General features: G+C 63.9%; 21 protein-coding genes and 1 riboswitch. Of the genes, 17 read left to right on the plus strand and 4 right to left on the minus strand.

The genetic code is table 11. From position 1 onward, the window contains the following. Positions 1–602, plus strand: a 602-nt coding sequence (locus O3A94_05040) for an ABC transporter ATP-binding protein (protein MDA1355619.1), incomplete at its 5' end; no start/stop codon positions are given. After that, positions 602–1,429, plus strand: coding sequence for an ABC transporter permease (locus O3A94_05045; protein MDA1355620.1), 828 nt, complete (start codon positions 602–604; stop codon positions 1,427–1,429). The genes O3A94_05040 and O3A94_05045, both read left to right, overlap by 1 nt. On the opposite strand, the gene cobT is transcribed toward O3A94_05045, so the two are convergent. Further along, positions 1,430–2,452, minus strand: coding sequence for a nicotinate-nucleotide--dimethylbenzimidazole phosphoribosyltransferase (gene cobT, locus O3A94_05050; GenBank protein MDA1355621.1), 1,023 nt, complete (start codon positions 2,450–2,452; stop codon positions 1,430–1,432). Positions 2,453–2,562: 110 nt separating this feature from the next. Between cobT and cobS the strand changes: the two genes are divergently transcribed. The 8 genes from cobS to O3A94_05090 all read left to right on the plus strand — a co-directional run bounded on the left by cobS (position 2,563) and on the right by O3A94_05090 (position 12,719). Continuing rightward, positions 2,563–3,417: an adenosylcobinamide-GDP ribazoletransferase gene (gene cobS / locus O3A94_05055; GenBank protein MDA1355622.1), complete on the plus strand. Its 855-nt coding sequence runs from the start codon at positions 2,563–2,565 to the stop codon at positions 3,415–3,417. Next, positions 3,414–4,088, plus strand: a complete 675-nt coding sequence (locus O3A94_05060; GenBank protein ID MDA1355623.1) for a histidine phosphatase family protein — start codon at positions 3,414–3,416, stop codon at positions 4,086–4,088. Before cobS ends, O3A94_05060 begins: the two co-directional genes overlap by 4 nt. A gap of 3 nt (positions 4,089–4,091) precedes the next feature. After that, positions 4,092–4,261: riboswitch (cobalamin riboswitch) on the plus strand. 36 nt (positions 4,262–4,297) lie between these two features. Then, on the plus strand, positions 4,298–4,831 hold the full coding sequence (cobU, locus tag O3A94_05065; protein ID MDA1355624.1) for a bifunctional adenosylcobinamide kinase/adenosylcobinamide-phosphate guanylyltransferase: 534 nt from the start codon (positions 4,298–4,300) through the stop codon (positions 4,829–4,831). Then, the gene (locus O3A94_05070) at positions 4,828–5,781 is read left to right on the plus strand and encodes a cobalamin-binding protein (GenBank protein ID MDA1355625.1); all 954 of its coding nucleotides are present in this window, start codon (positions 4,828–4,830) and stop codon (positions 5,779–5,781) included. The genes cobU and O3A94_05070 overlap by 4 nt, the downstream gene beginning before the upstream one ends. 22 nt (positions 5,782–5,803) lie before the next feature. Further along, positions 5,804–6,841: a cobalamin biosynthesis protein CobW gene (cobW, locus tag O3A94_05075; GenBank protein ID MDA1355626.1), complete on the plus strand. Its 1,038-nt coding sequence runs from the start codon at positions 5,804–5,806 to the stop codon at positions 6,839–6,841. 10 nt (positions 6,842–6,851) lie between these two features. After that, entirely contained in the window at positions 6,852–10,604 is a 3,753-nt protein-coding gene (gene cobN / locus O3A94_05080) for a cobaltochelatase subunit CobN (protein ID MDA1355627.1), read from the plus strand. Then, positions 10,601–11,227, plus strand: a complete 627-nt coding sequence (gene cobO, locus O3A94_05085) for a cob(I)yrinic acid a,c-diamide adenosyltransferase (protein MDA1355628.1) — start codon at positions 10,601–10,603, stop codon at positions 11,225–11,227. Before cobN ends, cobO begins: the two co-directional genes overlap by 4 nt. A gap of 7 nt (positions 11,228–11,234) precedes the next feature. Continuing rightward, the gene (locus tag O3A94_05090) at positions 11,235–12,719 is read left to right on the plus strand and encodes a cobyric acid synthase (GenBank protein ID MDA1355629.1); all 1,485 of its coding nucleotides are present in this window, start codon (positions 11,235–11,237) and stop codon (positions 12,717–12,719) included. A gap of 7 nt (positions 12,720–12,726) precedes the next feature. Here the strand turns inward: O3A94_05090 and cbiB are convergent, their stop codons facing one another. After that, positions 12,727–13,755 carry an adenosylcobinamide-phosphate synthase CbiB gene (gene cbiB, locus O3A94_05095; GenBank protein MDA1355630.1) on the minus strand — a complete coding sequence of 343 codons (1,029 nt, stop codon included), beginning with the start codon at positions 13,753–13,755 and terminating at the stop codon, positions 12,727–12,729. Between the two features lie 59 nt (positions 13,756–13,814). Here cbiB and O3A94_05100 point away from each other — a divergent pair, with 59 nt between their 5' ends. Genes O3A94_05100 through cobM form a run of 6 tightly spaced genes read left to right on the plus strand, consistent with a single transcriptional unit; the run spans position 13,815 to position 19,955 of the window. Then, the gene (locus O3A94_05100; GenBank protein ID MDA1355631.1) at positions 13,815–14,759 is read left to right on the plus strand and encodes a sirohydrochlorin chelatase; all 945 of its coding nucleotides are present in this window, start codon (positions 13,815–13,817) and stop codon (positions 14,757–14,759) included. Next, the gene (locus tag O3A94_05105; protein ID MDA1355632.1) at positions 14,752–15,384 is read left to right on the plus strand and encodes a precorrin-8X methylmutase; all 633 of its coding nucleotides are present in this window, start codon (positions 14,752–14,754) and stop codon (positions 15,382–15,384) included. The genes O3A94_05100 and O3A94_05105 overlap by 8 nt, the downstream gene beginning before the upstream one ends. Further along, on the plus strand, positions 15,381–16,595 hold the full coding sequence (cbiE, locus tag O3A94_05110) for a precorrin-6y C5,15-methyltransferase (decarboxylating) subunit CbiE (GenBank protein ID MDA1355633.1): 1,215 nt from the start codon (positions 15,381–15,383) through the stop codon (positions 16,593–16,595). Before O3A94_05105 ends, cbiE begins: the two co-directional genes overlap by 4 nt. A 20-nt stretch (positions 16,596–16,615) precedes the next feature. Then, positions 16,616–17,335: a precorrin-2 C(20)-methyltransferase gene (gene cobI / locus O3A94_05115; protein ID MDA1355634.1), complete on the plus strand. Its 720-nt coding sequence runs from the start codon at positions 16,616–16,618 to the stop codon at positions 17,333–17,335. Then, entirely contained in the window at positions 17,332–19,182 is a 1,851-nt protein-coding gene (gene cobJ, locus O3A94_05120; protein ID MDA1355635.1) for a precorrin-3B C(17)-methyltransferase, read from the plus strand. Before cobI ends, cobJ begins: the two co-directional genes overlap by 4 nt. Continuing rightward, positions 19,179–19,955, plus strand: coding sequence for a precorrin-4 C(11)-methyltransferase (gene cobM, locus O3A94_05125; protein ID MDA1355636.1), 777 nt, complete (start codon positions 19,179–19,181; stop codon positions 19,953–19,955). The genes cobJ and cobM overlap by 4 nt, the downstream gene beginning before the upstream one ends. 59 nt (positions 19,956–20,014) lie before the next feature. Here the strand turns inward: cobM and O3A94_05130 are convergent, their stop codons facing one another. Next, positions 20,015–20,779, minus strand: a complete 765-nt coding sequence (locus O3A94_05130; protein ID MDA1355637.1) for a cobalt-precorrin-6A reductase — start codon at positions 20,777–20,779, stop codon at positions 20,015–20,017. Next, entirely contained in the window at positions 20,766–21,878 is a 1,113-nt protein-coding gene (locus tag O3A94_05135) for a cobalt-precorrin-5B (C(1))-methyltransferase (GenBank protein ID MDA1355638.1), read from the minus strand. Before O3A94_05135 ends, O3A94_05130 begins: the two co-directional genes overlap by 14 nt. A gap of 49 nt (positions 21,879–21,927) precedes the next feature. Here O3A94_05135 and cobA point away from each other — a divergent pair, with 49 nt between their 5' ends. Further along, positions 21,928–22,806, plus strand: coding sequence for a uroporphyrinogen-III C-methyltransferase (cobA, locus tag O3A94_05140; protein MDA1355639.1), 879 nt, complete (start codon positions 21,928–21,930; stop codon positions 22,804–22,806). The last annotated feature ends 2 nt before the right edge of the window (positions 22,807–22,808 follow it).

Below are 22,808 nucleotides of genomic sequence, written 5' to 3' on the forward strand. Positions count from 1 at the left end.
TTCGCATCTTCGGCGAGGATTTTGCGCGCAACCGTTATCGTTTGTTGGCGCGCATGAATTTCTCCTCGCCCTATGTCGACCTGCCGCACCGCCTGACGGTGAGAGAGAATTTGACTGTCTATGCCCGTATATACGGTGTTGTTGGTGTGCGCGCGCGCATTCAGCAATTGGCCGAGGATTTGGACATTGTCGATTTTCTGAAGCGTCCGGTCGGCAAGCTTTCGGCCGGACAGCGTACCCGAGTCGCCTTGGCCAAGGCGCTGATCAATGATCCTGAATTGCTGTTGCTGGACGAGCCCACCGCATCGCTCGATCCGGACAGCGCCGATTGGGTGCGCAGCTATCTCGAGCGATGGCGGGCAAAGAGCGGTGCTACCATCTTGTTGGCATCGCACAATATGGCCGAGGTCGAACGTCTGTGCGGTCACGTCTTGATGCTGCGCCGGGGCAGCTTGGTGGACAGCGGCAGCCCGAATGATTTGATCGCGCGCTATGGCCGTGAAAGCCTGGAAGAAGTCTTTCTCGACATCGCCCGTGAGCGCCCGGACGCTGGGGCGCAGCCGAAGAACGCGGCGTCGCATAATAAGGACGCGGTATCGTGATGAGCACGCTCCCGCGACGGCCCGGAGCCGTACGCGCTTCAGCCGGTAGAATCGGCGCCATGGCACTGCGCCATCTTTATCTCCTGAGAACCTCCTGGCCGCGGCTTTTGGAGCTGATGTACTGGCCGACCGTGCAAATGATCCTGTGGGGGCTGGTCTCGCAATTCCTGCTCACCAACAGCTCGTGGGTTGCTCAGGCAAGCGGCGTCCTGCTAGCCGGTGTCATATTGTGGGATGTCCTGTTCCGCGGCCAGCTCGGTCTCTCGCTGGTGTTCATCGAAGAAATGTGGTCGCGCAATCTCGGCCACCTATTCTCCAGCCCGCTTCGACCATGGGAATTGATCGTGGCGCTGATGATGATCAGTTTGCTGCGCACGCTGATCGGTATGGGAAGCGCGGTGGGTTTCGCCATTTTGCTCTATCATTTTTCGATCTTCGACCTCGGTCTGCCGCTCATCGCGTTCTTTTTTAATCTCATCTTCATGGGCTGGGCGGTTGGGCTCGTTGTATGTGGACTGGTACTGCGCTTTGGCCTCGGCGCCGAAAGCCTCGCCTGGTTCATGATCTTCGCCTTCGCGCCGGTGAGCTGCATTTACTATCCCCTGGAGATTCTGCCCGACTGGCTCAAACCTGTTGCCGAGGCGCTGCCTTCGGCGCTGGTGTTCGAGGGCATGCGCTCAGTGTTGTTTGACGGCGTGTTCCGTTACGATTTGTTGTGGCGTGCTATGGCCCTGAACGCGCTCTACATGGCGCTCGGTGTGGCCGCTTTCATGGCTTTTCTCCATTCGGCGCGAAAGCGCGGACTGTTGCACCAGATCGGTGAGTAGCTAGTCCGCCGGGCCGCTCACACCGGCGCTAGCGAAGGTCGCCATGCCGGTATGGATCGCCGCTGCCGCGCGTACCATCCCTGCCGCAAGGGCGGCCCCCGAACCTTCTCCCAGGCGCAAGGAAAAATCGAGCAGCGGCTGTTGGTCAATTTTTTTGAGCAAACGAGCGTGGCCGGGCTCGACCGAATTATGGGCGACCAGGCAATGATCGAGCGCGCTCGGGTTAACAGCATAGAGCGTGGCGGCGGCGGCGCTGCAGGCAAAGCCATCGAGCAGCACCGGAACCCGGGCGTGGCGGGCGGCAAGAGTGGCACCGGCGATGGCTGCGAATTCGCGTCCGCCAAGCCGCCGCAGCGCTTCTAGCGGATCGGCCAAGGCGGCGCCGTGATGGCTCAGCGCATCATCAATAGCAGCGATCTTGCGGGCCAAACTGGCGTCGTCGATTCCAGTTCCTCGGCCGGCCCAATCGCCGCCATCACCGCCGAAGAGAGCCGCCGACAGGGCCGCGGCAATGGTCGTATTGCCTATCCCCATTTCGCCGAGGCAGACCAGATCAGCCTCCCCGTCGAGCGCCGTCATGCCGGCGCACCACGCCGCCAGACATGCGTCTTCGTCCATTGCGGCCTCTCGCGTGATGTCGCCAGTCGGTGTGTCAAGGGCCAGGGGTATTACTTGAAGAGAGGCGCCAAGCCAGCCGCTGAGCTGATTGATCGCGGCGCCGCCGGCGGCGAAATTAGCCACCATCTGCGCCGTCACGGTGCTCGGATAGGCTGAGACACCGCGCGCGGCAATACCGTGGTTAGCGGCGAAGACGATGATTTGAACGCGTGCGGCGCGAGGCGGGTGGCGGCCCTGCCAGGCAGCAAGCCATTCGGCGATTTCCTCCAATCGGCCGAGCGCGCCGGCAGGCTTGGTTAGCACTGCCTGGTGCGCCCTTGCCGCTCGCAACGCCTCTTGGTCGGCAGGTGGCGCATTTTCTATGAGCCGGCGCAGCTCCGATCCGGATTTGACAGCGTCATTCACCTGGTTTGCCTTTTACTTGTGCGCCGTGCGAGCGTGCTTGGCGCACCGCCCCGGCTGTCCTATAACCGGTGGCGAGCACTCCCATACAACTAAGCCGGAGGCAAGCGGGAATGCCTTTCGATTCGGAGCCCGAAGGAAAATTTGAGCGCCGGGTATTTTTTTCCGCGCGCGCCTGGTGGCAGGATATTCAGAGCGCGCTGCGTTTCCTGACTCGCCTGCCGTTGCCGCGCGCGCCCGAGCCGGCCGAGCCGGATTTTTTCGACGAGGCCGAAGATGAAGATCAGGAGGCATCCGCGCCCAAGCCCTTGGGCCGCGCGGTTCGCGCCTTCCCGCTGATCGGCGCTCTGTTGGGCATCGCCGCCGGCTTTGCCTTTGCCATCGCCACCGGCGTTGGCCTGCCGGCCCTGGTCGCAGGTGTCATCGCTGTCGCGTTGTTGGCGCTGATGACCGGTGCCCTGCATGAAGATGGCCTCGCCGATATGGCGGACGGTTTCGGCGGCGGGCAGACGGTTGAAAAGAAACTTGCCATCATGCGCGACAGCCGTATCGGCGCGTATGGTGTGATCGCGCTGGTCATGGTGCTGGCGGCGAAGGTTGGCGCTGTTGCGGATTTGCGTGATATCGGCGTCGTCATGTCGGGGCTTATATGTGCCGCCGCCGCGTCGCGCGCGGCGATGCCGGCAATGATGCGCTGGCTGCCAGCGGCGCGTTCAGATGGCCTCGGCGCCGACGCCGGGCGTCCGTCCAGCGAACATGTGTGGACCGGCATCACCATCGCTGCCATTCTTTCGGTCCTCCTGCTCACCTGGTCGGGATTGGTGGCGCTTCTCATTGCGGCCCTCGGCGTCGTCGCCGTTGGGCTGTTGGCGCGCCGGCAGATCGGCGGGCATTCCGGCGATGTCCTCGGCGGCACGCAGCAAATTTCCGAACTCCTTTTTCTTCTCGCATTGGCGGCAATCAGATGAATGCATTGAGCGATCTTCCAGTCACAAGTTGGTGGTGGGTGCGCCACGCGCCGGTCACCACCCATCATGGCCGGCTCTACGGCTCGTCCGATGTGCCGGCTAACACCGAAGACGGCGAAGCCTTCAAAGGCTTGGCCGAGCAATTACCAGAAGGCGCGCTTTGGATAGCTAGCCATTTACAGCGCACCCACCAGACCGCGAACGCCATTGTTGAAGCCGGCCATGTGGCGGATAAGCCACTGATCGAGGAAGACCTGGCGGAGCAGAGTTTCGGCGATTGGCAGGGCTTGAGTTACGCTGAGGTCGAGGCTGAGCGGGCGGGGGCGGATCATCCCTTTTGGATCGCGCCGGCGGATTTCGCCGCGCCCAACGGCGAAAGTTTTGCCGGCGTCATGACGCGTGTGTCAAAAACGATCTCGCGCCTGAGCACACACCATGTCGGGCGTGATATCGTCGCCGTCGCGCATGGCGGCTCGATCCGGGCGGCGCTCGGCCACGCGCTCGGCATCGCACCGAATCAAGCGCTTTCCTTCACCATCGATAATCTTTCGATCACTCGAATCGACTGTTTCCACGGCGCTGACGGGCGTCAGGATTGGTGTGTGATCGGCGTCAATCTGCCGCCTAGTAAAAGCGCCCCGCATGGAGTAGTTTTCCCTCCAAGACGCTGAGTCAGGGAAGCCGGTGACCCGCTCCAGTTTGGAGCGTCAGGCCGGCGCTGCCCCCGCAACTGTATACGGCGAGGTAGTCCCCTTTTGTGCGGGAGCGATCCTGTGCGCGCCACTGGCAGCAAACGCTGCTGGGAAGGCGGGGGGCCAACCTTTGACCCAAAGCCAGGAGACCTCCTCGGCGTCGCCCCGGAACGGTCCTCGGAGGGAGGATGATGCCGCTTTCGACGGACACGGCACGTACAACCTTGGTGATCGGCGGCGCGCGCTCAGGCAAGAGCCGCTATGCCGAAGAGCTGTTGGCTGCGCATGGCGGAACCCGCATATACATCGCTACGGCCGAGGTCGGTGACGCGGAAATGGCGGCGCGCATCGCTGAGCATCAGGCGCGCCGCGGCGCCGCCTGGCAAACCATCGAGCAACCGCTCGATCTGGTAGCCGCGCTGGAGCTTCATTGCCGCCCGGCCGGTGCTGTGCTGGTCGATTGCCTGACCCTGTGGCTGAGCAATTTAATGGCAGCGTCGCGCGATATCGCGGCGGAAACCAGCCGGCTTGTCCGCGCCTTGCCGCGCCTGGAGGGGCGCGCGGTACTGGTGTCGAATGAGGTCGGCCTTGGCATCGTTCCCGAATATCCCCTCGGCCGCGAATTTCGCGACCATGCCGGGCGCCTCAATCAGGCGGTGGCCGCCGCCGTCGACGAAGCGGTGTTCATCGCTGCCGGCCTGCCGCTTAGGCTAAAACCGTGAGCCCAGCCGAACTTCGCATCGTCACTCTGTTGCCGAGCGCGACAGAAATCGTCGCGGCCCTCGGCCTCGGCGCGCAACTGGTCGGGCGGTCGCACGAATGTGATTGGCCGCCCGATGTGGAGGAGCTGCCCGTCTGCACCCGACCGCGTCTGGCGTTGGACGGAAGTAGCGCTGAAATCGACCGCCAAGTTTCTGAATTTCTCGGCCGTGCGGCCAGCATTTACGAACTCGATAGAGACATGCTGCGCGCGCTGCGGCCAACCCATATCGTGACCCAGGATCAATGCGAAGTCTGCGCGGTTAGTCTTAAAGATGTCGAAGCGGCGCTTGCCGAGGATATCGGCAGCTCTGTCGAGATCGTCTCGGTCAATCCTCTCCGCCTTGGCGAGGTGTGGGCTAGCATCCGCCAAACCGGCCGCGCCTTTGGCGTGGATGCCGATGCGTTTTGCCGCACGCTAACCGGTCGCATCGCACGCATCGCGGCTGTGGGCATGGGCGTATCCGCCACGCCGCCATCTGTCGCCACCATCGAATGGTGCGATCCTCTTATGGCAGCGGGAAACTGGCTGCCCGAACTTGTCGCCATCGCCGGCGGTAACAATTTGTTCGGCGACGCCGGCAAACATTCGCCGCGGCTTGAATTCGACGATTTGCGCGCCGTCGAGCCCGATATCCTGATTTTCATGCCGTGCGGCTATGACTTGGCGAAAACCGCCGAAGAGGCCGAGCAGCTGTTGCAGGGACCCGCCTGGGCGGCGCTGCCCGCCGTTCGCAACGGTCGGGCCTATGCCGTCGACGGCAATGCCTATTTCAACCGCCCGGGACCAAGGCTCGTGGAATCGGCGGAAATACTGGCCGAGATATTTCATCCGGAAAGCCATGAGTTTGGCCATGAAGGCACGGGTTGGCGCCGCCTCGGCGCCGGCCCCCAAACCGACAACCGTGAATAGGACAAACATGACCAACCCCCACATGGCTAACCGTAAGATTCCGACCACTGTTATTTCCGGGTTTTTGGGCGCCGGAAAAACCAGCCTGATCCGCCATGTGCTGGAGACGGCGAACGGCCGGCGCATTGCGCTGATCATCAATGAATTCGGTGATCTCGGCATTGACGAATCGTTATTGCGCGGCTGCGGCGACGACGCCTGTGCGGAAGGCGAAATTATCGAGCTCGCCAATGGCTGCATTTGCTGCACTGTGGCAGACGATTTCGTGCCCACTATCGAGGCCTTGCTGGCGCGCGACCCCGCCCCGGAGCATATCGTCATCGAGACCTCAGGCCTGGCTTTGCCCAAGCCGCTCGTCGCTGCCTTCAATTGGCCGGAAATCCGCAACCGGGTGACCGTCGATGGCGTGATCGCTGTGGTCGATGGCCCGGCCGTTTTGGCTGGCCGCTTTGCGTCCGATCCGGCGGCACTGCAAGCACAGCGCGAGGCAGATGATGCGCTCGACCACGAAAGCCCTCTTGAAGAAGTCTTCGAGGATCAGTTGGCCTGCGCCGATCTGGTGGTGCTCAACAAGGTGGACCAACTTGATGAGGATGAACGCACTCGCACCCGCGCGCTGCTGGCCGGAGAATTGCGCCCCGGCGTAAAAATGGTCGAAGCCGAGCAGGCCCGCATCGACGCTGATATCCTGTTGGGATTGGCTGCGGCGGCCGAAGACGATTTGGCGGCGCGCCCCTCGCACCATGATGAATTTGACGGCGAGCATGACCATGACGAGTTCGACAGCTTCATTCTTGACCTCGGTCCCGTGGCCGACCCAGATGCGCTGGAAATCCGCTTGGTGGCTGCTATCGAGACGCATGATATTTTGCGCATCAAGGGCTTTGTCGATGTGCCGGGCAAGCGCCGGCGCCATGTGATTCAGGCGGTGGGCAGCCGTGTCGGGCGCTATTTCGACCGCGATTGGCAGCCCGACGAAGTACGCGAAAGCCGTCTTGTGGTGATCGGCCTAAGCCCGCTTGACCGCACTGCTATCAGCGCCGCGCTCGGCAGCGTCTAAGGATCGGCGTATGCATCTGCTGGCGGCGCAACCGGGCGGCATTGCCGATGGCAACGAGGCGGTCGATCTCGGCCAGAGCCCGGCCGACATCGTTTTTGCTTCCGCCGCCGATACGGAACTCGCCTGCCTGGCGCGTGCCCACGCCTCTCTCGGCGACGGTGCGCCCAGCTTGCGTCTCGCCAATTTGATGAATCTCGGCCACAATTTGTCAGTCGATAATTGGTTGGACGCTACGGTCTCGGGCGCGCGTCTTGTCATTGTCCGGGTGCTCGGCGGAGAGAGCTATTGGCCCTATGGCGTCGAGCGACTGGCGCAGCTGTGCCACGACAAGAATATCGCCCTGGCGCTCCTGCCTGGCGACGACAAGCCGGATAGCGAGTTGACCCGACGCGCGACTCTGTCGCCGGAATCCTGCGAGCGGCTGTGGCGCTATTGCGTCCATGGCGGCCTCGAGAACGCGGCCGAATGTCTGCGCTATGGCGCTGATCTAATCGGTGATGCCACGGTCTGGCGCGAGCCGGCGCCATTGGCCCGCGCTGGGCTGTATCGGCCGGGTGCGTTGCAAGTCGATCTCGACGAGATCACAGCGGCGCAAAGGCGCGAAGATCGTCCGCTCGCACTGGTGCTGTTTTACCGTGCCCTGGTTCAGGCGGCGGACACCGCGCCAGTCGACGATCTGATTGTGGCGCTAGAGAAAGAAGGGCTGGCCGCTGTCGGGTTGTTTGTCTCCAGCCTGAAGGATCCGCCGTCTGCACGCTTTGCCGAAAGTGTGCTCGACGCATCGCGGCCCGACATCATCCTCAACGCCACCGGCTTTTCCGTGTCACGCCCCGGCGCCGTCGAAGCGAGCCCGCTTGACCGTTCGGGCGCACCCGTGCTGCAAGTGGTGTTGGCCGGTGGAACGGAAGCCGCCTGGGCGGCGGGCACGCGCGGGCTCTCGGCACGCGATATCGCGATGAATGTCGCTCTTCCCGAAGTCGATGGCCGCATCCTGACCCGTGCCGTTTCGTTCAAGAGCGAACGCAGCTTCGATGCCGCGACTCAATGCGGTATTGTCGCCCACACGCCGCGCGCCGACCGCATCGATTTTGTTGCTCAACTGGCGAAGAATTGGGCGCGCTTGGCCAGGACCGCCACAAGCGAGCGCCGCGTCTGCGTGGTGCTGGCCAACTATCCCAATAAAGATGGCCGCATCGGCAACGGCGTCGGTCTCGACACGCCGGCAAGCGCAGTGCGTTTGCTCATCGCCTTGCAGGCCGAAGGTTATAGTTTGGAAGGGCTCCCGGCCGACGGCGCGGCGCTCATGGCGGCGCTACAAGCCGGCCCGACCAATGCCATATCAGCTTCCGCCAAACCATCGGGCGGCGCGCTGCTCAGCCTGGACGCGTACCGCGGTTTTTTCTCAGATTTAGATAGCCATGCGCAGACCCGTGTCTCCGAGCGTTGGGGCGCAGCGGAATCCGATCCTTTCTTTCGCCCGGAGGAAGATTCCTTCGTCCTACCGGTGCTGTCGTTCGGTAATGTGAGCGTGGCGATCCAGCCGGCGCGCGGCTACAACATCGATCCCGCCGCGAGCTATCATGATCCCGACCTGCCGCCGCCGCACGGCTATCTTGCGTTCTATGCCTGGCTGCGCCGTTCGGTCGATGTTCATGCGGTGCTCCATCTTGGCAAACATGGAAATCTCGAATGGCTGCCGGGCAAAGCCTTGGCGCTTTCCGCCGGCTGCTTCCCAGAGGCCGCGCTCGGACCGTTGCCTCATATCTATCCATTCATCGTCAACGATCCGGGTGAGGGCAGCCAGGCTAAGCGGCGCAGCGCCGCAGTGATCGTCGATCATCTGACACCGCCCCTCAGCCGGGCCGAAAGCTATGGGCCGTTGCGTGAATTGGAAGCGCTGGTCGATGAATTTTATGAAGCCAGCCAACTCGACCCGCGCCGCTGCACCCCGCTGGCCGAACGTATCCTGGAGCTGGCGCGGAGCGAAGGCATTGACCTGGATTGCGGCATCGTACCCGACGATGGCCGCGCCCAAGCCTTGACCAAGCTCGATGGCTACATGTGCGAACTAAAAGAAATGCAGATTCGCAACGGCTTGCATATTTTCGGCGCGTCGCCGGAAGGCGAATTGCGCAGCGATCTGCTGTTGGCTATTGCGCGGAGCCCGCGTGGAACCGGCGCCAGCGAAGCGTCGTTGACGCGCGCGCTGGCCGCTGATCTCGGTCTTGATTTCGATCCGCTCGATTGCGACATGGCGGCGCCGTGGGAAGGCGCGCGCCCGGATGTGTTGGATGGCCCCGATGCGTGGCGCAGCCATGGCGATAGCGTCGAGCGGTTGGAAGCTCTGGCGCTTGCGTTAATTTCCGGTGAGCGCGCTGCGGCGGCGGGTTGGCGGCGTACCCGGGCTGTGTTGCAGGAGGTGCACGAGCGCATCGCGCCGGCCCTCGATGCCAGCGGGACGGGCGAAATGGCCGGCGTGGCACGCGGCCTTGCCGGGCGCTTCGTGATGCCAGGGCCGTCCGGCGCGCCGAGCCGCGGCCGGCCCGAGGTCCTTCCCACCGGGCGCAATTTCTATTCGCTCGATACCCGCGCCGTGCCGACGCCGGCGGCCTGGCAATTGGGCTGGAAATCGGCTCAGCGCCTGGTCGAGTATCATGCTCAGCGCCATGGCGATTGGCCGCGCCGCATGGCGCTCAGCGCTTGGGGCACGTCCAACATGCGCACTGGCGGCGATGATATCGCGCAAGCTCTGGCCCTCCTCGGCGTGCGGCCACAATGGGATACGGCGAGCGGGCGTGTGATTGGTTTTGAAATCCTGCCGCTATCGCTCATTGATCGCCCGCGCGTCGACGTGACCCTGCGCATTTCCGGATTTTTCCGCGATGCCTTTCCCGCTCTAATCGATCTTTTCGATTCGGCGGTGCGCGCGGTGGCGGCACTGGACGAAAGCGCTGAAGACAATCCACTCGCCGCCGATGTGGCGCGCGAAACATCGGCCTTAATGGCGGCCGGTGAATCCGCGGAAGACGCGGCGCGGCGCGCCGGTTGGCGGGTGTTCGGCTCCAAGCCAGGCGCCTATGGCGCCGGCCTGCAGGCTTTGATTGACGAAGGCGGTTGGCAGGGGCCGGAGGATTTGGCCGATGCCTATCTCGCCTGGGGCGGCTGGGCTTATGGTGCCGGCCGCGAAGGCGAGGCCGGGCGCGCCGATTTTGAGCGTCGCCTGAGCGTCGTCGAAGCGGTGGTGCAAAACCAGGACAACCGCGAGCATGACCTCCTGGACAGCGACGATTATTATCAGTTCGAAGGCGGCCTCGCGGCGGCAGTGACGGCACTGTCGGGCCGGGCACCGGTGAGCTATCACAACGACCATTCGCTGCCCGAGAACCCGAAAATCCGCACCCTCGAAGATGAAATCGGCCGCGTCGTGCGTGCCCGTGCGGTCAATCCTAAATGGCTCGCGGGCGTTATGCGGCACGGCTATAAAGGCGCCTTCGAAATCGCCGCCACGGTGGATTATCTGTTCGCCTTTGCGGCCACCACTGGTGCGGTCAAGGATCACCATTTCGACGCCGTGTTTGACGCCTATATCGCCGACGACGACGTGCGCGAATTTATGGCCGAGGCCAATCCGGCGGCGCTGGCGGAGACGGCGGCACGGTTGGGTGAAGCGCTTCGCCGCGGCCTGTGGAAGCCGCGCTCTAATCGGGCGCATGATCTCTTGGGTAGTCTGAGCCAAGCGACATATGGAGAGGCGGCGCAATGAGCACGAAAAAGCAAATGACCGAAGCCGAGCGCGACAGCCATCACGCCGATCGTATGGCCAAGCGCAAGGCCGCGCGCGATCGCATGTTGGCCACCAAGACCAAAGAAAAAGGCCTGCTGATGGTCCACACCGGTAAAGGCAAAGGCAAATCGACGGCGGCGTTCGGCCTTGCCATACGCGCCATGGGTAATGGCATGCGAGTCGGCGTGGTGCAATTCGTCAAAGGCAAATGGCAAACCGGCGAGCGCGATATTCTCGAGCATTTTCCCGAACGCGTAACGATCCGCACGATGGGCGAGGGCTTTACTTGGGATACCCAGGACCGCCAGCGCGATATCGCCGCCGCCAAGGCGGCGTGGCAGGTGGCGCAGGAGATGATGGCCGATGAAAGCTACGATCTTATCTTGCTCGATGAGCTCAATATTGTGCTGCGCTACGATTATTTGCCGCTGGCGGAGATCGTGCCGGCGCTGGCAGCGCGGCGCGACGGCCTCCATATTGTCGTCACCGGGCGCAACGCCAAGGATGAATTGATCGAGGCCGCCGATCTGGTGACCGAAATGCTGGAGGTCAAACATCATTTCAAGGCCGGCGTGAAAGCGCAGACCGGTATCGAGTTTTGAAAATTTGATGTCAGTGCGCACCCCCTCGCTCATGCTGCAAGGCACTGGCTCCCATGTCGGTAAATCGCTATTGGTGGCCGGCCTCTGTCGCGCTTTTGCGGCGCGCGGCCTCGCCGTGCGTCCGTTTAAAGCGCAGAACATGTCGAACAATGCGGCGGTGACGGAATCGGGCGCCGAGATTGGCCGTGCTCAGGCGTTGCAGGCGCGCGCAGCCGGCGTTCCGCCGACCAGCGATATGAACCCGGTGCTGCTCAAGCCGGAAAGCGAAACCGGCGCCCAGGTAATTGTCCAGGGTAAGGTCAGCGGCAGGGCCGATGCGCGCGCCTACCATGCGCTGAAACCGCGCCTCATGCCGGCCGTGCTGGAAAGCTTTGAGCGCCTTTCGCGTGAGGCCGATATCGTGTTGGTAGAAGGCGCCGGCAGCCCGGCGGAGGTTAATCTCCGCCAGGGGGATATCGCCAATATGGGCTTCGCTCTAGCGGCCAATGTGCCGGTGGCGCTGATCGGAGATATCGAACGCGGCGGCGTCATCGCCAGCCTGATAGGCACCGCTGCGCTGCTCGAAGCGGACGAGCGCGCCTTGGTGAAAGGATTTGCGATCAACAAATTCCGCGGCGATCCCAGTCTTTTCGACGACGCCGTGCCGGTGATCGAAGCAGGCCTAGGCGCGCCATGCCTCGGCATCGTACCCTATTTTGAAGCGGCCAATATGCTGCCGGCGGAAGATGCCGTCAGCCTCGACGGCGCCGGCACGCGGCTTGTGCCGGACGGCGTGCGCGCGATCCGCATTGTCGTGCCGCGCTTCGCGCGCATCGCCAATTTCGACGATCTCGATCCCTTGCGCGCCGAGCCCGATGTCGATTTGGTGATCGTTGAGCCGGGCCGAGCGCTGCCGGGCGATGCCGACCTGGTGCTGCTGCCGGGCTCCAAATCGACGCGCGCCGATCTGGCGCAGCTCCGCGCCCAGGGCTGGGATATCGACATCCAGGCGCATCTTCGGCGCGGCGGCAGCGTGTTGGGCCTTTGTGGTGGCTATCAAATGCTCGGCCACAGCATCGACGATCCAGACGGGGTCGACGGCGTGGCAGGATCGTCCGAAGGGCTCGGTCATTTGGATGTGACAACCAAACTGGCGGGAGAAAAGCGACTTGAAGCCGTGACCGGCCGCGAGCTTGAAAGTGGCGAAACGGTGCGCGGCTATGAAATGCATATGGGCACAACCGCAGGGCCGGACCGCGCGCGCCCAATGCTCGAACTGGCGCACGGCCAGGAGGGTGCGTGCTCCCGCGGCGGCAAAGTTTCGGGCAGCTACGTCCATGGCCTGTTCGCCGCCGATGGCTTCCGTCATGCTTTCTTGAGTCGCCTCGCGCAGCGTCAGTGCAGTGGCATCGATTGGGATTCAAGCGTCGAAGAAACGCTCGATACGCTGGCTCGCCATCTCGAAGACGCGCTCGACCTTGATCGACTGTTGGAGATCGCTCGTGCCAGGTGACATCAACTCAGCGGGCCTGGATCAGCAGCGCGATCAGCGCCACCAGCCCGGCCGCCAAAAAACACGCCACACCAAAGAGCGCCAGCATGCGGCGGATATCGGCCAGCGTGGCGCGGGCGCGCCCGTCGCCCAGCCAATCGGCCTTGGCATCGCCGCCGGCATAGCGCCGCGGCCCCAGGAGCGCCAGGTCGAGCGCGCCGGCGCTCGCCGCTTCCGGCCAGCCGGCATTGGGCGAGACATGCTTGCGCGCATCGCGCAGCATGATGCGCAGCGCTTTGCCCGGTGCGGCGCCCGGTACGAACAGCGCGGCACACACAATCAGCGCGCCGGAAATTCGCGCCGGCAGCCAGTTCAGCGCATCGTCGAGGCGCGCGGCGACCATGCCGAACGCCGCATAGCGCTCGCTCCTATGGCCGATCATGCTGTCCATGGTGTTGATAGCCTTATAGGCCATCAGGCCCGGCAGGCCGAGCAGGAGATACCAGAATATCGGCGCAATGACGCCGTCGGAATAGCTTTCGGCGCAGCTCTCAATAGCCGCGCGGGCAACTCCAGGTTCGTCCAATTCAGCGGTTTCGCGGCCGACGATCTTGGCAACCGCTTTGCGCCCGCCTACCACGCCGTCGCGCTTAAGGGCGCGGATAACGCGAAGGGTGTGGCTCACCATGCCGCGCTGGGCGACCAGCAGGGTCACCAGTGCCAACTCGGCAATCCAGCCAAACTGCAGCGCGCCGATGAAATTGGCCACTGCCCATCCCGTCAGCGCGCTCAAGGTCAGGACAACAAGCACCGCCAACAGGCCGCGTATGATGCGCTCTCTGGCGCCTCGTTTGGCGCGGTTGAGGCGGGCGTCGAGAAACGCGGTGGCGGCACCCATCAGGCGCACCGGATGGGGAAACCAGCGTGGGTCGCCGATCAGCCAATCAAGGGCGAGCGCGATCAACAGCAAGATGGCGCCGCCCGGCCCCGCCGCCCAATCGAGGCCGGCGAGCGAGGGCAGGTGCCAGATACCCCAAATATCCGCCGCGAATTGCATGGCGCGAGCATGGGTGCGCGATACCAACCCGTCAACGTAACAAAGAAAAGAGCAGCGTAATGAATCAACCCGCCATTCTTTTGTGTGGCCATGGCAGCCGTGACGTACAGGCGATTTCGGAATTTGAGGCGCTGGCCGGGCATATTTCCCGCCATCTGCCTGGGCGCCAGGTGGCGCATGGTTTTCTCGAGTTCGCGCGGCCGACGATCAGCGAGCGGCTCGATGATTTGCGCGCTGCCGGCGCTACTGACGTGCTTGCCGTGCCCGGCATGCTGTTCGCCGCCGGCCATGCCAAAAACGATATACCATCCGTGCTCAATGACTATGCCGCCCGCCATGACGGTTTCTCGATTCGCTATGGCCGCGAACTGGCGATCGATCTCAAGCTGTTGAGTGCCGCGGGCGAACGCATCGCAGCCGCCGAAGCCGCAGCCGGCGATGAGATCTCGCGCGCCGATACCCTGCTGATGGTGGTCGGGCGCGGCACCAACGATCCCGACGCCAATTCCAACGTCTCCAAGGTCGCCCGCATGCTGTGGGAAGGCATGGGGTTCGGCTGGGCCGAGACCTGCTATTCCGGCGTCACCCACCCGCTGGTGGCAGACGCGCTCAGCCGCGTCGTCGGCCTGGGCTTTAAGCGCATCATCGTCTTTCCCTATTTTCTCTTCACAGGCGTTTTGGTGAAGCGCATCTACGCCACCGCCGACATGCTGGCCGAACAACATCCCGATATCGAGATCATAAAATCGAGCTATCTCAACGACCACCCGTTGGTCATCGATACCTTTCTCGAGCGCCTCGATGAAATTCCGCGTGGTGACAATCTGATGAATTGCCAATTGTGCAAATACCGTGAGCAGATCATCGGTTATGAGCAGGACCAAGGCGCGGCGCAGGTCGGCCACCACCATCATGTCGAAGGCATCGGCATCGACGGTGACCAGGCCGATCACGCGCATGGCCAACAGCATCACCACAGCCATGGCCCGGACAAACATGAATGACTATGTCCGCGACCCGGCGGAGATTACGCGGCTGTCCTTCGCCGCTATCCGGCGCGAAGCTGACCTCTCAGCTTTGCCGGCAGACATCATGCCGATGGCGCTCAGAATGATTCACGCCTGTGGCATGGTCGACCTCCCCGCTGATCTGGCGTTCTCAAAGGGTGCGGGAGCTGCTGGCCGGGCGGCGTTGGCAGCCGGTGCACCGATTCTGACCGATGTGAGTATGGTGGCGCACGGCATCGCTGAACGGCGTCTTCCGGTCAAAAATAAAGTGATCTGCATGCTGAATGATGCCGGTGTCCCAGAGCGTGCGCGCGTTTCCGGCACGACACGCTCGGCGGCAGCAGTCGAATTATGGCGCCCGATATTGGCCGGCGCGATAGTTGCCATCGGTAACGCGCCGACGGCGCTATTCCGCTTGCTGGAATTATTGGCTGAGCAAACGGCGCGGCCGGCCTTGGTGATCGCCACGCCACCTGGCTTCATCGGCGCCGAAGAATCGAAAGAAGCATTGATCGCGAATGCATATGGCGTGCCTTATCTCGCCCTGCGTGGTCGCCGCGGTGGCAGCGCACTCGCCGCCGCAGCCGTCAATGCGCTAGCAATCGAGGAGGACATGGCATGACCGTATCCACACTCTGGTTGACAGTCATCGGGCTCGGCGAAGGCGGCCTCGACGCTTTGCCGGCGGCGCTCCGCGCTTTGATAGATAGCGCCGAAGTGCTGCTCGGCGGTGACCGCCATCTCGCCATGATCCCGGACACCGGCGCCGAACGCCTGACCTGGCGCACGCCGCTGATCGACAGTATGGCCGATATCGCAGCCCATCGTGGCAAACGCGTGGTCGTGCTGGCGACAGGTGATCCCATGCATTACGGCATCGGTGTGACGCTGGCGCGTCATTTCGCGCCCGAAGAGATGCTGATCCTGCCCACCGCTGGCGCGCTCAGCCTGGCCTGTGCCCGCCTCCGGTGGCCAGTGGCAGAGGTCGAATGCTTGACGTTACATGGCCGGCCGCTCGAGACCTTGCGCGCCTACCTCGCACCCGGCCACCGCCTGGTGATTCTCTCGCATGACGGCACCACTCCGGCGGCCGTTGCCGCTGAGCTTGTCGCCGCCGGCTATGGCGCCAGCGAGATCACCGTCTTCGAGCATATGGCCGGCGCCAAGGAACGACGCCTCGACGGGCGCGCTGATGCGTGGCCGGCGCAGAAAATCGCCGATCTCAACAGCATCGCCGTCACCTGCCAGGGCGGCAGCCGGGCCAAGCGTTATTTTGGCGCGCCGGGCCTTCGCGACCGCGCTTTCGAAAATGATGGCCAGCTCACCAAGCGCGAGGTGCGGACGCTTACCCTTAGTGCTCTCGCGCCCTCACCTGGCGCGATGCTGTGGGATGTTGGCGCCGGAGCGGGGTCGGTCGCCATCGAGTGGATGCTCGGCGCGCGCGGCGCCGAAGCCATCGCCATCGAACGCCATGCCGAGCGCGTGGCGCGCATCGCCCGCAATGCGGCGGCGCTCGGCGTGCCTGGCCTCAAGCCCGTGCATGGCGCCGCCCCCGACGTGACGGAATTGCTGCCGCCGCCCGACGCGATATTCATCGGCGGCGGCTTGACCGTCCTGGGAATGGTCGAGACATGCTGGGCGCGGCTTAAGCCGGGCGGGCGGTTGGTGGCCAATGCCGTCACTCTTGAAAGCGAAGCATTGTTGTCACGCTGGTACGAAGAGCTCGGCGGCAACATGGTGCGTATCAACATCTCGCGCGCAAAGGGCGTCGGTACGCGCACTCTGTGGCGTCCGCTGACACCGGTGACGCAATGGGCCGCGACTAAGGATTGAGATATGGAAAGACGGCTGACATGAGTGACGGCACCGCGCGGCGCGGCACGCTATACGGCCTTGGCGTCGGGCCGGGCGATCCGGAATTGCTGACCCTGAAGGCGCTCCGCATCTTGCGCGCGGCGCCGGTGCTGGCCTATCCGGCGCCGATCGAGGGTGACAGCATGGCGCGCGCCATCGCCGCGCCGCACCTGCCGGGTGGTCAAATTGAAATTGCTATCCGTATGCCGCTCGATGCGGCTCGTTTTCCGGCGGAAGAAGTTTACGCCGCCGCGGCGCAGGAAATCGCTACTCATCTTGAGGCTGGGCGTGATGTCGCGACACTCTGTGAAGGCGATCCGTTTTTCTATGGTTCCTTCATGTATCTATTTGCGCGCTTGGCCGATGCGCACTGCATCGAGGTGGTGCCGGGTGTTTCTTCGCCAATGGCCTGCGCGGCGGCGTTGGGCATGCCGCTCGCCGCGCGCAACGACGTACTCAGCATTTTGCCCGCGCCGCTCGCCGAGGATCTTTTGAAAGCGCGGCTTGAAGCTTGCGATGCCGCGGCTATCGTTAAGGTCGGACGGCATATCGCCAAGGTGCGCCGCGTGCTGCAGGAGCTCGGCCTTGAATCGCATGCGCGCTATATCGAGCGCGCTAGCCTGGCCGCCGAGCGCATCCTGCCACTCTCCGAAGCCGCGGATCCGGCGCCTTATTTTTCCATGATTTTAGTTCATCGGCGCGGTGCGGCGTGGACATGAGTGCTGAGCGCCTAGCGCCCGCAATTATCGTGCTCGGGCCATCTGGGCTGGCAGCGGCGCGCCGCGCCGTGGCAGTGTTCCCCGGGGCGGAGCTGCATGGCTTTGCCAAGCGGGTGGCGCAAGCGGATGTGCATTTCGACGATACCGCGCAGCATCTCGGCGCGCTTTTTCTCGCCGGGCGACCGATCATCGCGCTCACCGCCGCCGGCATCGTCATTCGCTGCTTGGCGCCACATCTTGGCGATAAAAAAAGCGAGCCGCCGGTTATCGCTCTGGCCGAAGACGGCAGCCATGCGGTGCCGCTACTTGGCGGCCACAGGGGCGCCAACCGCATGGCCGCGCAATTGGCCAAGGCGCTTGGTGGCACGGCGGCGATCACCACGGCGGGTGAACTCAACTTAGGGTTTGCCCTCGACGATCCGCCTGAAGGCTGGCGCGTCGAGCCCGGTGCGGGCGTAAAAAAAGTAACGGCGGCATTGCTGGCGGGCGAAGCTGTGGCGCTCGACGACCCGCACGAGTTGGGCGATTGGCTGCATGACGGGCCGGCACGATTCACAGCTGGTGCGGCGCTCACGCTGGCAGTCTCCGATATGGCCGACACAGAGGCCGATATTATCCTCCGTCCGCAAATATTGGCTGTCGGCATCGGCTGTGAGCGCGGCGCGGAAGCCGAGGAAGTGGCGATGCTCCTGAATCAAGTGCTCAGCAGCGCCGGCCTCAGCCCGCTTTCCCTTGCCTGCTTGGCATCGATTGATGTCAAAATGGATGAGCCCGCCTTACGTGCACTGGCTGGGCGTTTCGGTTTGCCGCTTCGGTTTTTCGATGCTGCCCGGTTGGAGCGCGAAACGCCGCGCCTCGCCAATCCGTCCGATACCGTGTTTCGCGCCGTCGGCTGTCATGGCGTGGCCGAAGCAGCTGCATTGGCTTGCGCTGGTCCTGGCGCCAAGTTGATCGTCGCCAAGACCAAATCCGCGCGCGCCACCTGCGCCGTCGCACGGGCAGATGCCATCATCCACCCGCAAGGACTCGGCCGCGGCCTCGGGCGGCTCACAATTGTCGGTCTTGGACCCGGTGCCGCAGCGTGGCGCACGCCGGCAGCCAGCGCAGCCTTGGCACGGGCCAGCGACTTGGTCGGCTTTAGCGATTATCTCGACCTCGCCGGGCCGCTAGCAAAAGACAAGCGACGGCATGAATTCGCCATCGGCGAAGAAGAAATACGTGTGCGCGCCGCGCTCGATCTGGCGGCTGAGGGGCGCGAGGTAGCGCTGGTATCCTCCGGCGATGCGGGCATCTATGGCATGGCGGCGCTTGCCTTTGAGCTGTTGGAGCGCGTCGCGGCGCCGGCTTGGCGCGGCGTTGAGATCACCGTCGAGCCCGGCATTTCCGCTTTGCAGGCGGCGGCGGCGCGGGCCGGTGCGCCGCTCGGTCATGATTTTTGCACCATATCACTGTCTGACTTGATGACGCCCTGGGCGGTTATTGAGGAACGCTTGCGCGCCGCGGCGACGGCGGATTTCGTCGTTGCGCTGTACAATCCGGCGTCCAAGCGCCGGCGCGAGGGATTGGCGCGTGCGCTGGAGATTTTCGCGGCCGCCCGGCCGCCCGATTGCCCGGTCATCGTGGCGCGCAATCTCGGCCGTGCGGAAGAGACCGTGCGCATGGTGGCGCTCAGCGATTTCGACCCCGATGTGGTCGATATGCTGACCCTGGTTATGGTCGGCGGCAGGGAAACGCGCTTGATCGAGACCGGCGACGGCCCGCGCATCTATACGCCGCGCGGCTATGCCGGGCGCGATCAACACAAACCAAAGCGATACGCGCACAAGCCGAGGCGAAACGCTCCATGACGGTGCATTTCATTGGCGCCGGCCCCGGCGCGCCCGACCTCATGACGCTGCGCGGCATGGCGCTGTTGCGCGCCGCCCCTGTGGTGCTCTATGCCGGCTCGCTAATCCCAGAGGCGGTGATCGCCGAGGCAGATAAATCGGCGCGCGTGGTCGATACTGCGCCGCTGACGCTCGATGAAATTATCGCGATGATCGAGACGGCGCATGCCGCTGGCCAGGACGTGGCGCGCCTCCATTCCGGCGATCCCTCGCTCTACGGTGCCATCGCCGAGCAGATTCGCCGGCTCGATACGCTCGGCATCGCCTATGACATCACGCCGGGCGTTCCGGCCTATGCCGCGGCCGCGGCGGCGTTGGGCTGCGAGCTCACGCTGCCGGGTATTGTGCAAAGCGTTATCTTGACGCGCACCTCCGTTCGCGCCTCGGCGATGCCGCCCGGCGAGGAGTTAGCAACGCTTGCCGCGACCGGCGCCACGCTGGCAGTGCATCTGTCGATCAATAATCTGGCCAAAGTGGTCCGCGAGCTAACCCCGCACTACGGAGCCGAGTGTCCCGTTGCCATTGCTTACCGGGTAAGCTGGCCGGACGAAAAATTGATACGCGGCACGCTCGGCGATATCCGCGCCAAGACTAAACCGCTGCGCTTGACGCGCACCGCGCTTATTCTCGTCGGCCGGGCGCTCGGCGCGGCGGCTTTCGACGACAGCAAGCTCTACGATCCCGCCCATCACCATGTGCTCCGCCCCAAATCGGCGGATCGCGATTCGTCTTAGAGAAAATCCCGAGCAGGTGGAATCACCTGCGACGACGCATTTGCTGGAATTAAAATGCTCTAGTGGCTGAGACCGCGCGCCAGCCAATCCAACGCGGCCGCGATAGTCTCAACCGTCTCGCCTGGCGGCGGAGCGGGGCGGCGCACCAAAATAACCGGTACTCCCAGAGTGCGCGCCGCGTCGATCTTGCCTTCGGTCGCCGCGCCGCCGCTGGCCCGCGTGACGAGCAGATCAATGCGGTGTTGTGTGAAAAGTTGGTGCTCACTGGCAGCATCGAACGGCCCGCGTCCCGTGATCAACATGGCTTGAGGCAAGGCCAGCGGTTCGTCCGGCGCGTCGATCAAGCGCACCAGAAACCAAGTGTCACGCAAGTCGGCGAAATGTTCGAGCGAACGCGCGCCGACGCTCAAAAAGACGCGCCTCCCTATGCTGGGAATCAGTGCCGCCGCCGCCGCCATGTCCGCCGCCTCATGCCAATGATCGCTTGCTTGGATTTTCCAGGGCGGGCGCGCGAGCACGCAACGCGGCGTGGCAGTGGCAGCAGCAGCAAGGCAGGCATGTTGTGAGATTTGCGCCGAAAAGGGATGCGTGGCGTCGATCAGAAAATCGACGCCAGTGTCTCTGAGGTAACCGGCCAGCCCCTCGACGCCGCCGAAGCCGCCGACACGCACCTCGCCACCCACTTTGGCGGGGTTGCGGGTGCGCCCTGCGAGGGAGGAAATGACCCGCAGTCGAGCACCCAGTTCAGCCTCGGCGGCGCGCGCCAGGCGTAGCGCCTCGCCGGTGCCGCCGAGAATCAGGAGCGTTGCTTTACGGTTCGCCATATCGGCCTGCCCGGCCAATTAGGGCGCCAGCGCGGTCGAAAATCGCCACATCGACCGCGATATCCGCGCCGGCTAGTGTCTCCTTTACCTTGCCGAGGGCTTCAATCGCCACCCGGTCGCCAAGCGGTAGATCGCCGGCAAGAGCCAGAAGGGCACCGGCCGAATGGGCGGCGCGGGCCTGGGTAAGAATTTCGGCCGGCGCGCCAAGCGCTGAGAGATGCCCGGCGAGCACCTCGATATCCACTTCGCTGCGCCCGGAATGGAGGTCCATATGGCCTTGTGCGAGCTTGGATATTTTACCGAATCCGCCGGCCACTGTGAGGCGCGCAACAGGATGGCGACGGATATATTTTAACAGCGCACCGGCGAAATCGCCCATCTCCAGCAGCGCCTGTTCTTCCAGCCCGTAAAGGGCGCGCACCGCGCTTTCCGAGGTTTTCCCCGTTGCCCCAGCGACGTGGCCGATGCCGGCGGCACGCGCGACATCCACGCCTTGATGAATAGACGCGATCCAGGCAGCGCAGGAATAGGGTGTGACGATGCCGGTGGTGCCCAATATGGAAAGGCCGCCAAGAATACCGAGCCGGGCATTCATTGTATGGGCGGCGAGCGCCTCGCCGTCATCAACTGAGATCGTGATTTCCACGTCGCCCGGCGCGCCGTGGCGCGCTGCCAGCTCTCCCACCACTTCCGCCATCATGCGGCGTGGAGCGGGATTTATGGCCGGCTCGCCGACGCCGATTGGCAACCCCGGCAGGGTTACCGTGCCGACGCCGTCGCCGGCGCGGAACGTCACACCCGTACCGCTTTCGCCGATTCGCACGCTGGCGCGGATCAGTGCGCGATGGGTGACATCGGGGTCGTCGCCGGCATCCTTGACGATGGCTGCCATGGCGGAGCGGTCGCCACGTTCCGTCTCGTGCAATGTGAACGACGGGGTTTGCCCGCGTGGCAGCACAATCGTGACCGGGTCGTCAAAGCTGCCGGTCAACAGCGCACCATAGGCGGCGCGTGTGGCAGCCGTGGCGCATGCGCCGGTGGTCCAGCCCTTGCGTAACGGGCCGCGTTCATCGGGTTTACGAGGATTTGTGCCAGACATAGCACCAGTTTAGCTCGCCGCCCTGGTGGCGCGGGTGTAAAATCGCATCATGTCCAAAAGCAATAAAACATCCCTCGAGATCGCCGCTCGCGCCCTGCCAGCGATGCCGCCTTTCGAGCCTGGCTGCGTGTGGCTGGTGGGCGCTGGGCCGGGCGATCCCGGTCTCCTGTCGCTGCTCGCCTTTCACGCCCTCGGCGCGGCGGACGATATCGTTTATGACGCCCTGGTCGGGGAAGACATTCTCGCCCTCGCCGGTGCGGGAGCCGAACTGCATTATGCCGGTAAACGCGGCGGCAAGCCCTCGGCCAAGCAAGGCGATATCAGCGATAAATTGATCGATCTAGCGCGTGCCGGGCGCAAGGTGCTGCGCCTCAAAGGCGGTGATCCCTTCATTTTTGGGCGCGGCGGTGAGGAAGCGCTGGCGCTGGCGGCGGCTGGCGTGCCGTTCCGCTTGGTGCCGGGAATCACCGCGGCAGTAGCGGGCCTCGCCTATGCCGGCATTCCGATTACCGACCGGCGCGTGAATTCCGCGGTGACCTTTATTACCGGCCATGAATCAGGCGGCGGCCCGCCGGCCGGGCTCGATTGGCCGGCCCTCGCTTCGGGTGCGCCGGTATTGATCCTCTATATGGCGCTCAAGCATCTGGCGTGGATGGCCGAGCGCTTGGTAGCGGCAGGGCGCGCCGCAGATACAGCGGTAATTTTGATCAGTAAGGCGACGCTCGCAGGTCAGAAGATCGTCGAAACCAACCTGGCACGCGCTGCCGAAGATGCCGCAGCAGCCAATCTCGAAGCACCGGCGATCATCGCGATCGGCGATGTGGTCGGTCTCCGCGCCGCGCTCGATCCCGCCGCCACACCCGAGGCCCGCGCCCGCGCCGCGCTCGAATTTCTCGCCGTGCGCGCCAAAGAAGATACTGTACCTTAGCC

This window comes from Pseudomonadota bacterium (assembly GCA_027624955.1).
Taxonomy (GTDB): Bacteria; Pseudomonadota; Alphaproteobacteria; order UBA828; family UBA828; genus PTKB01.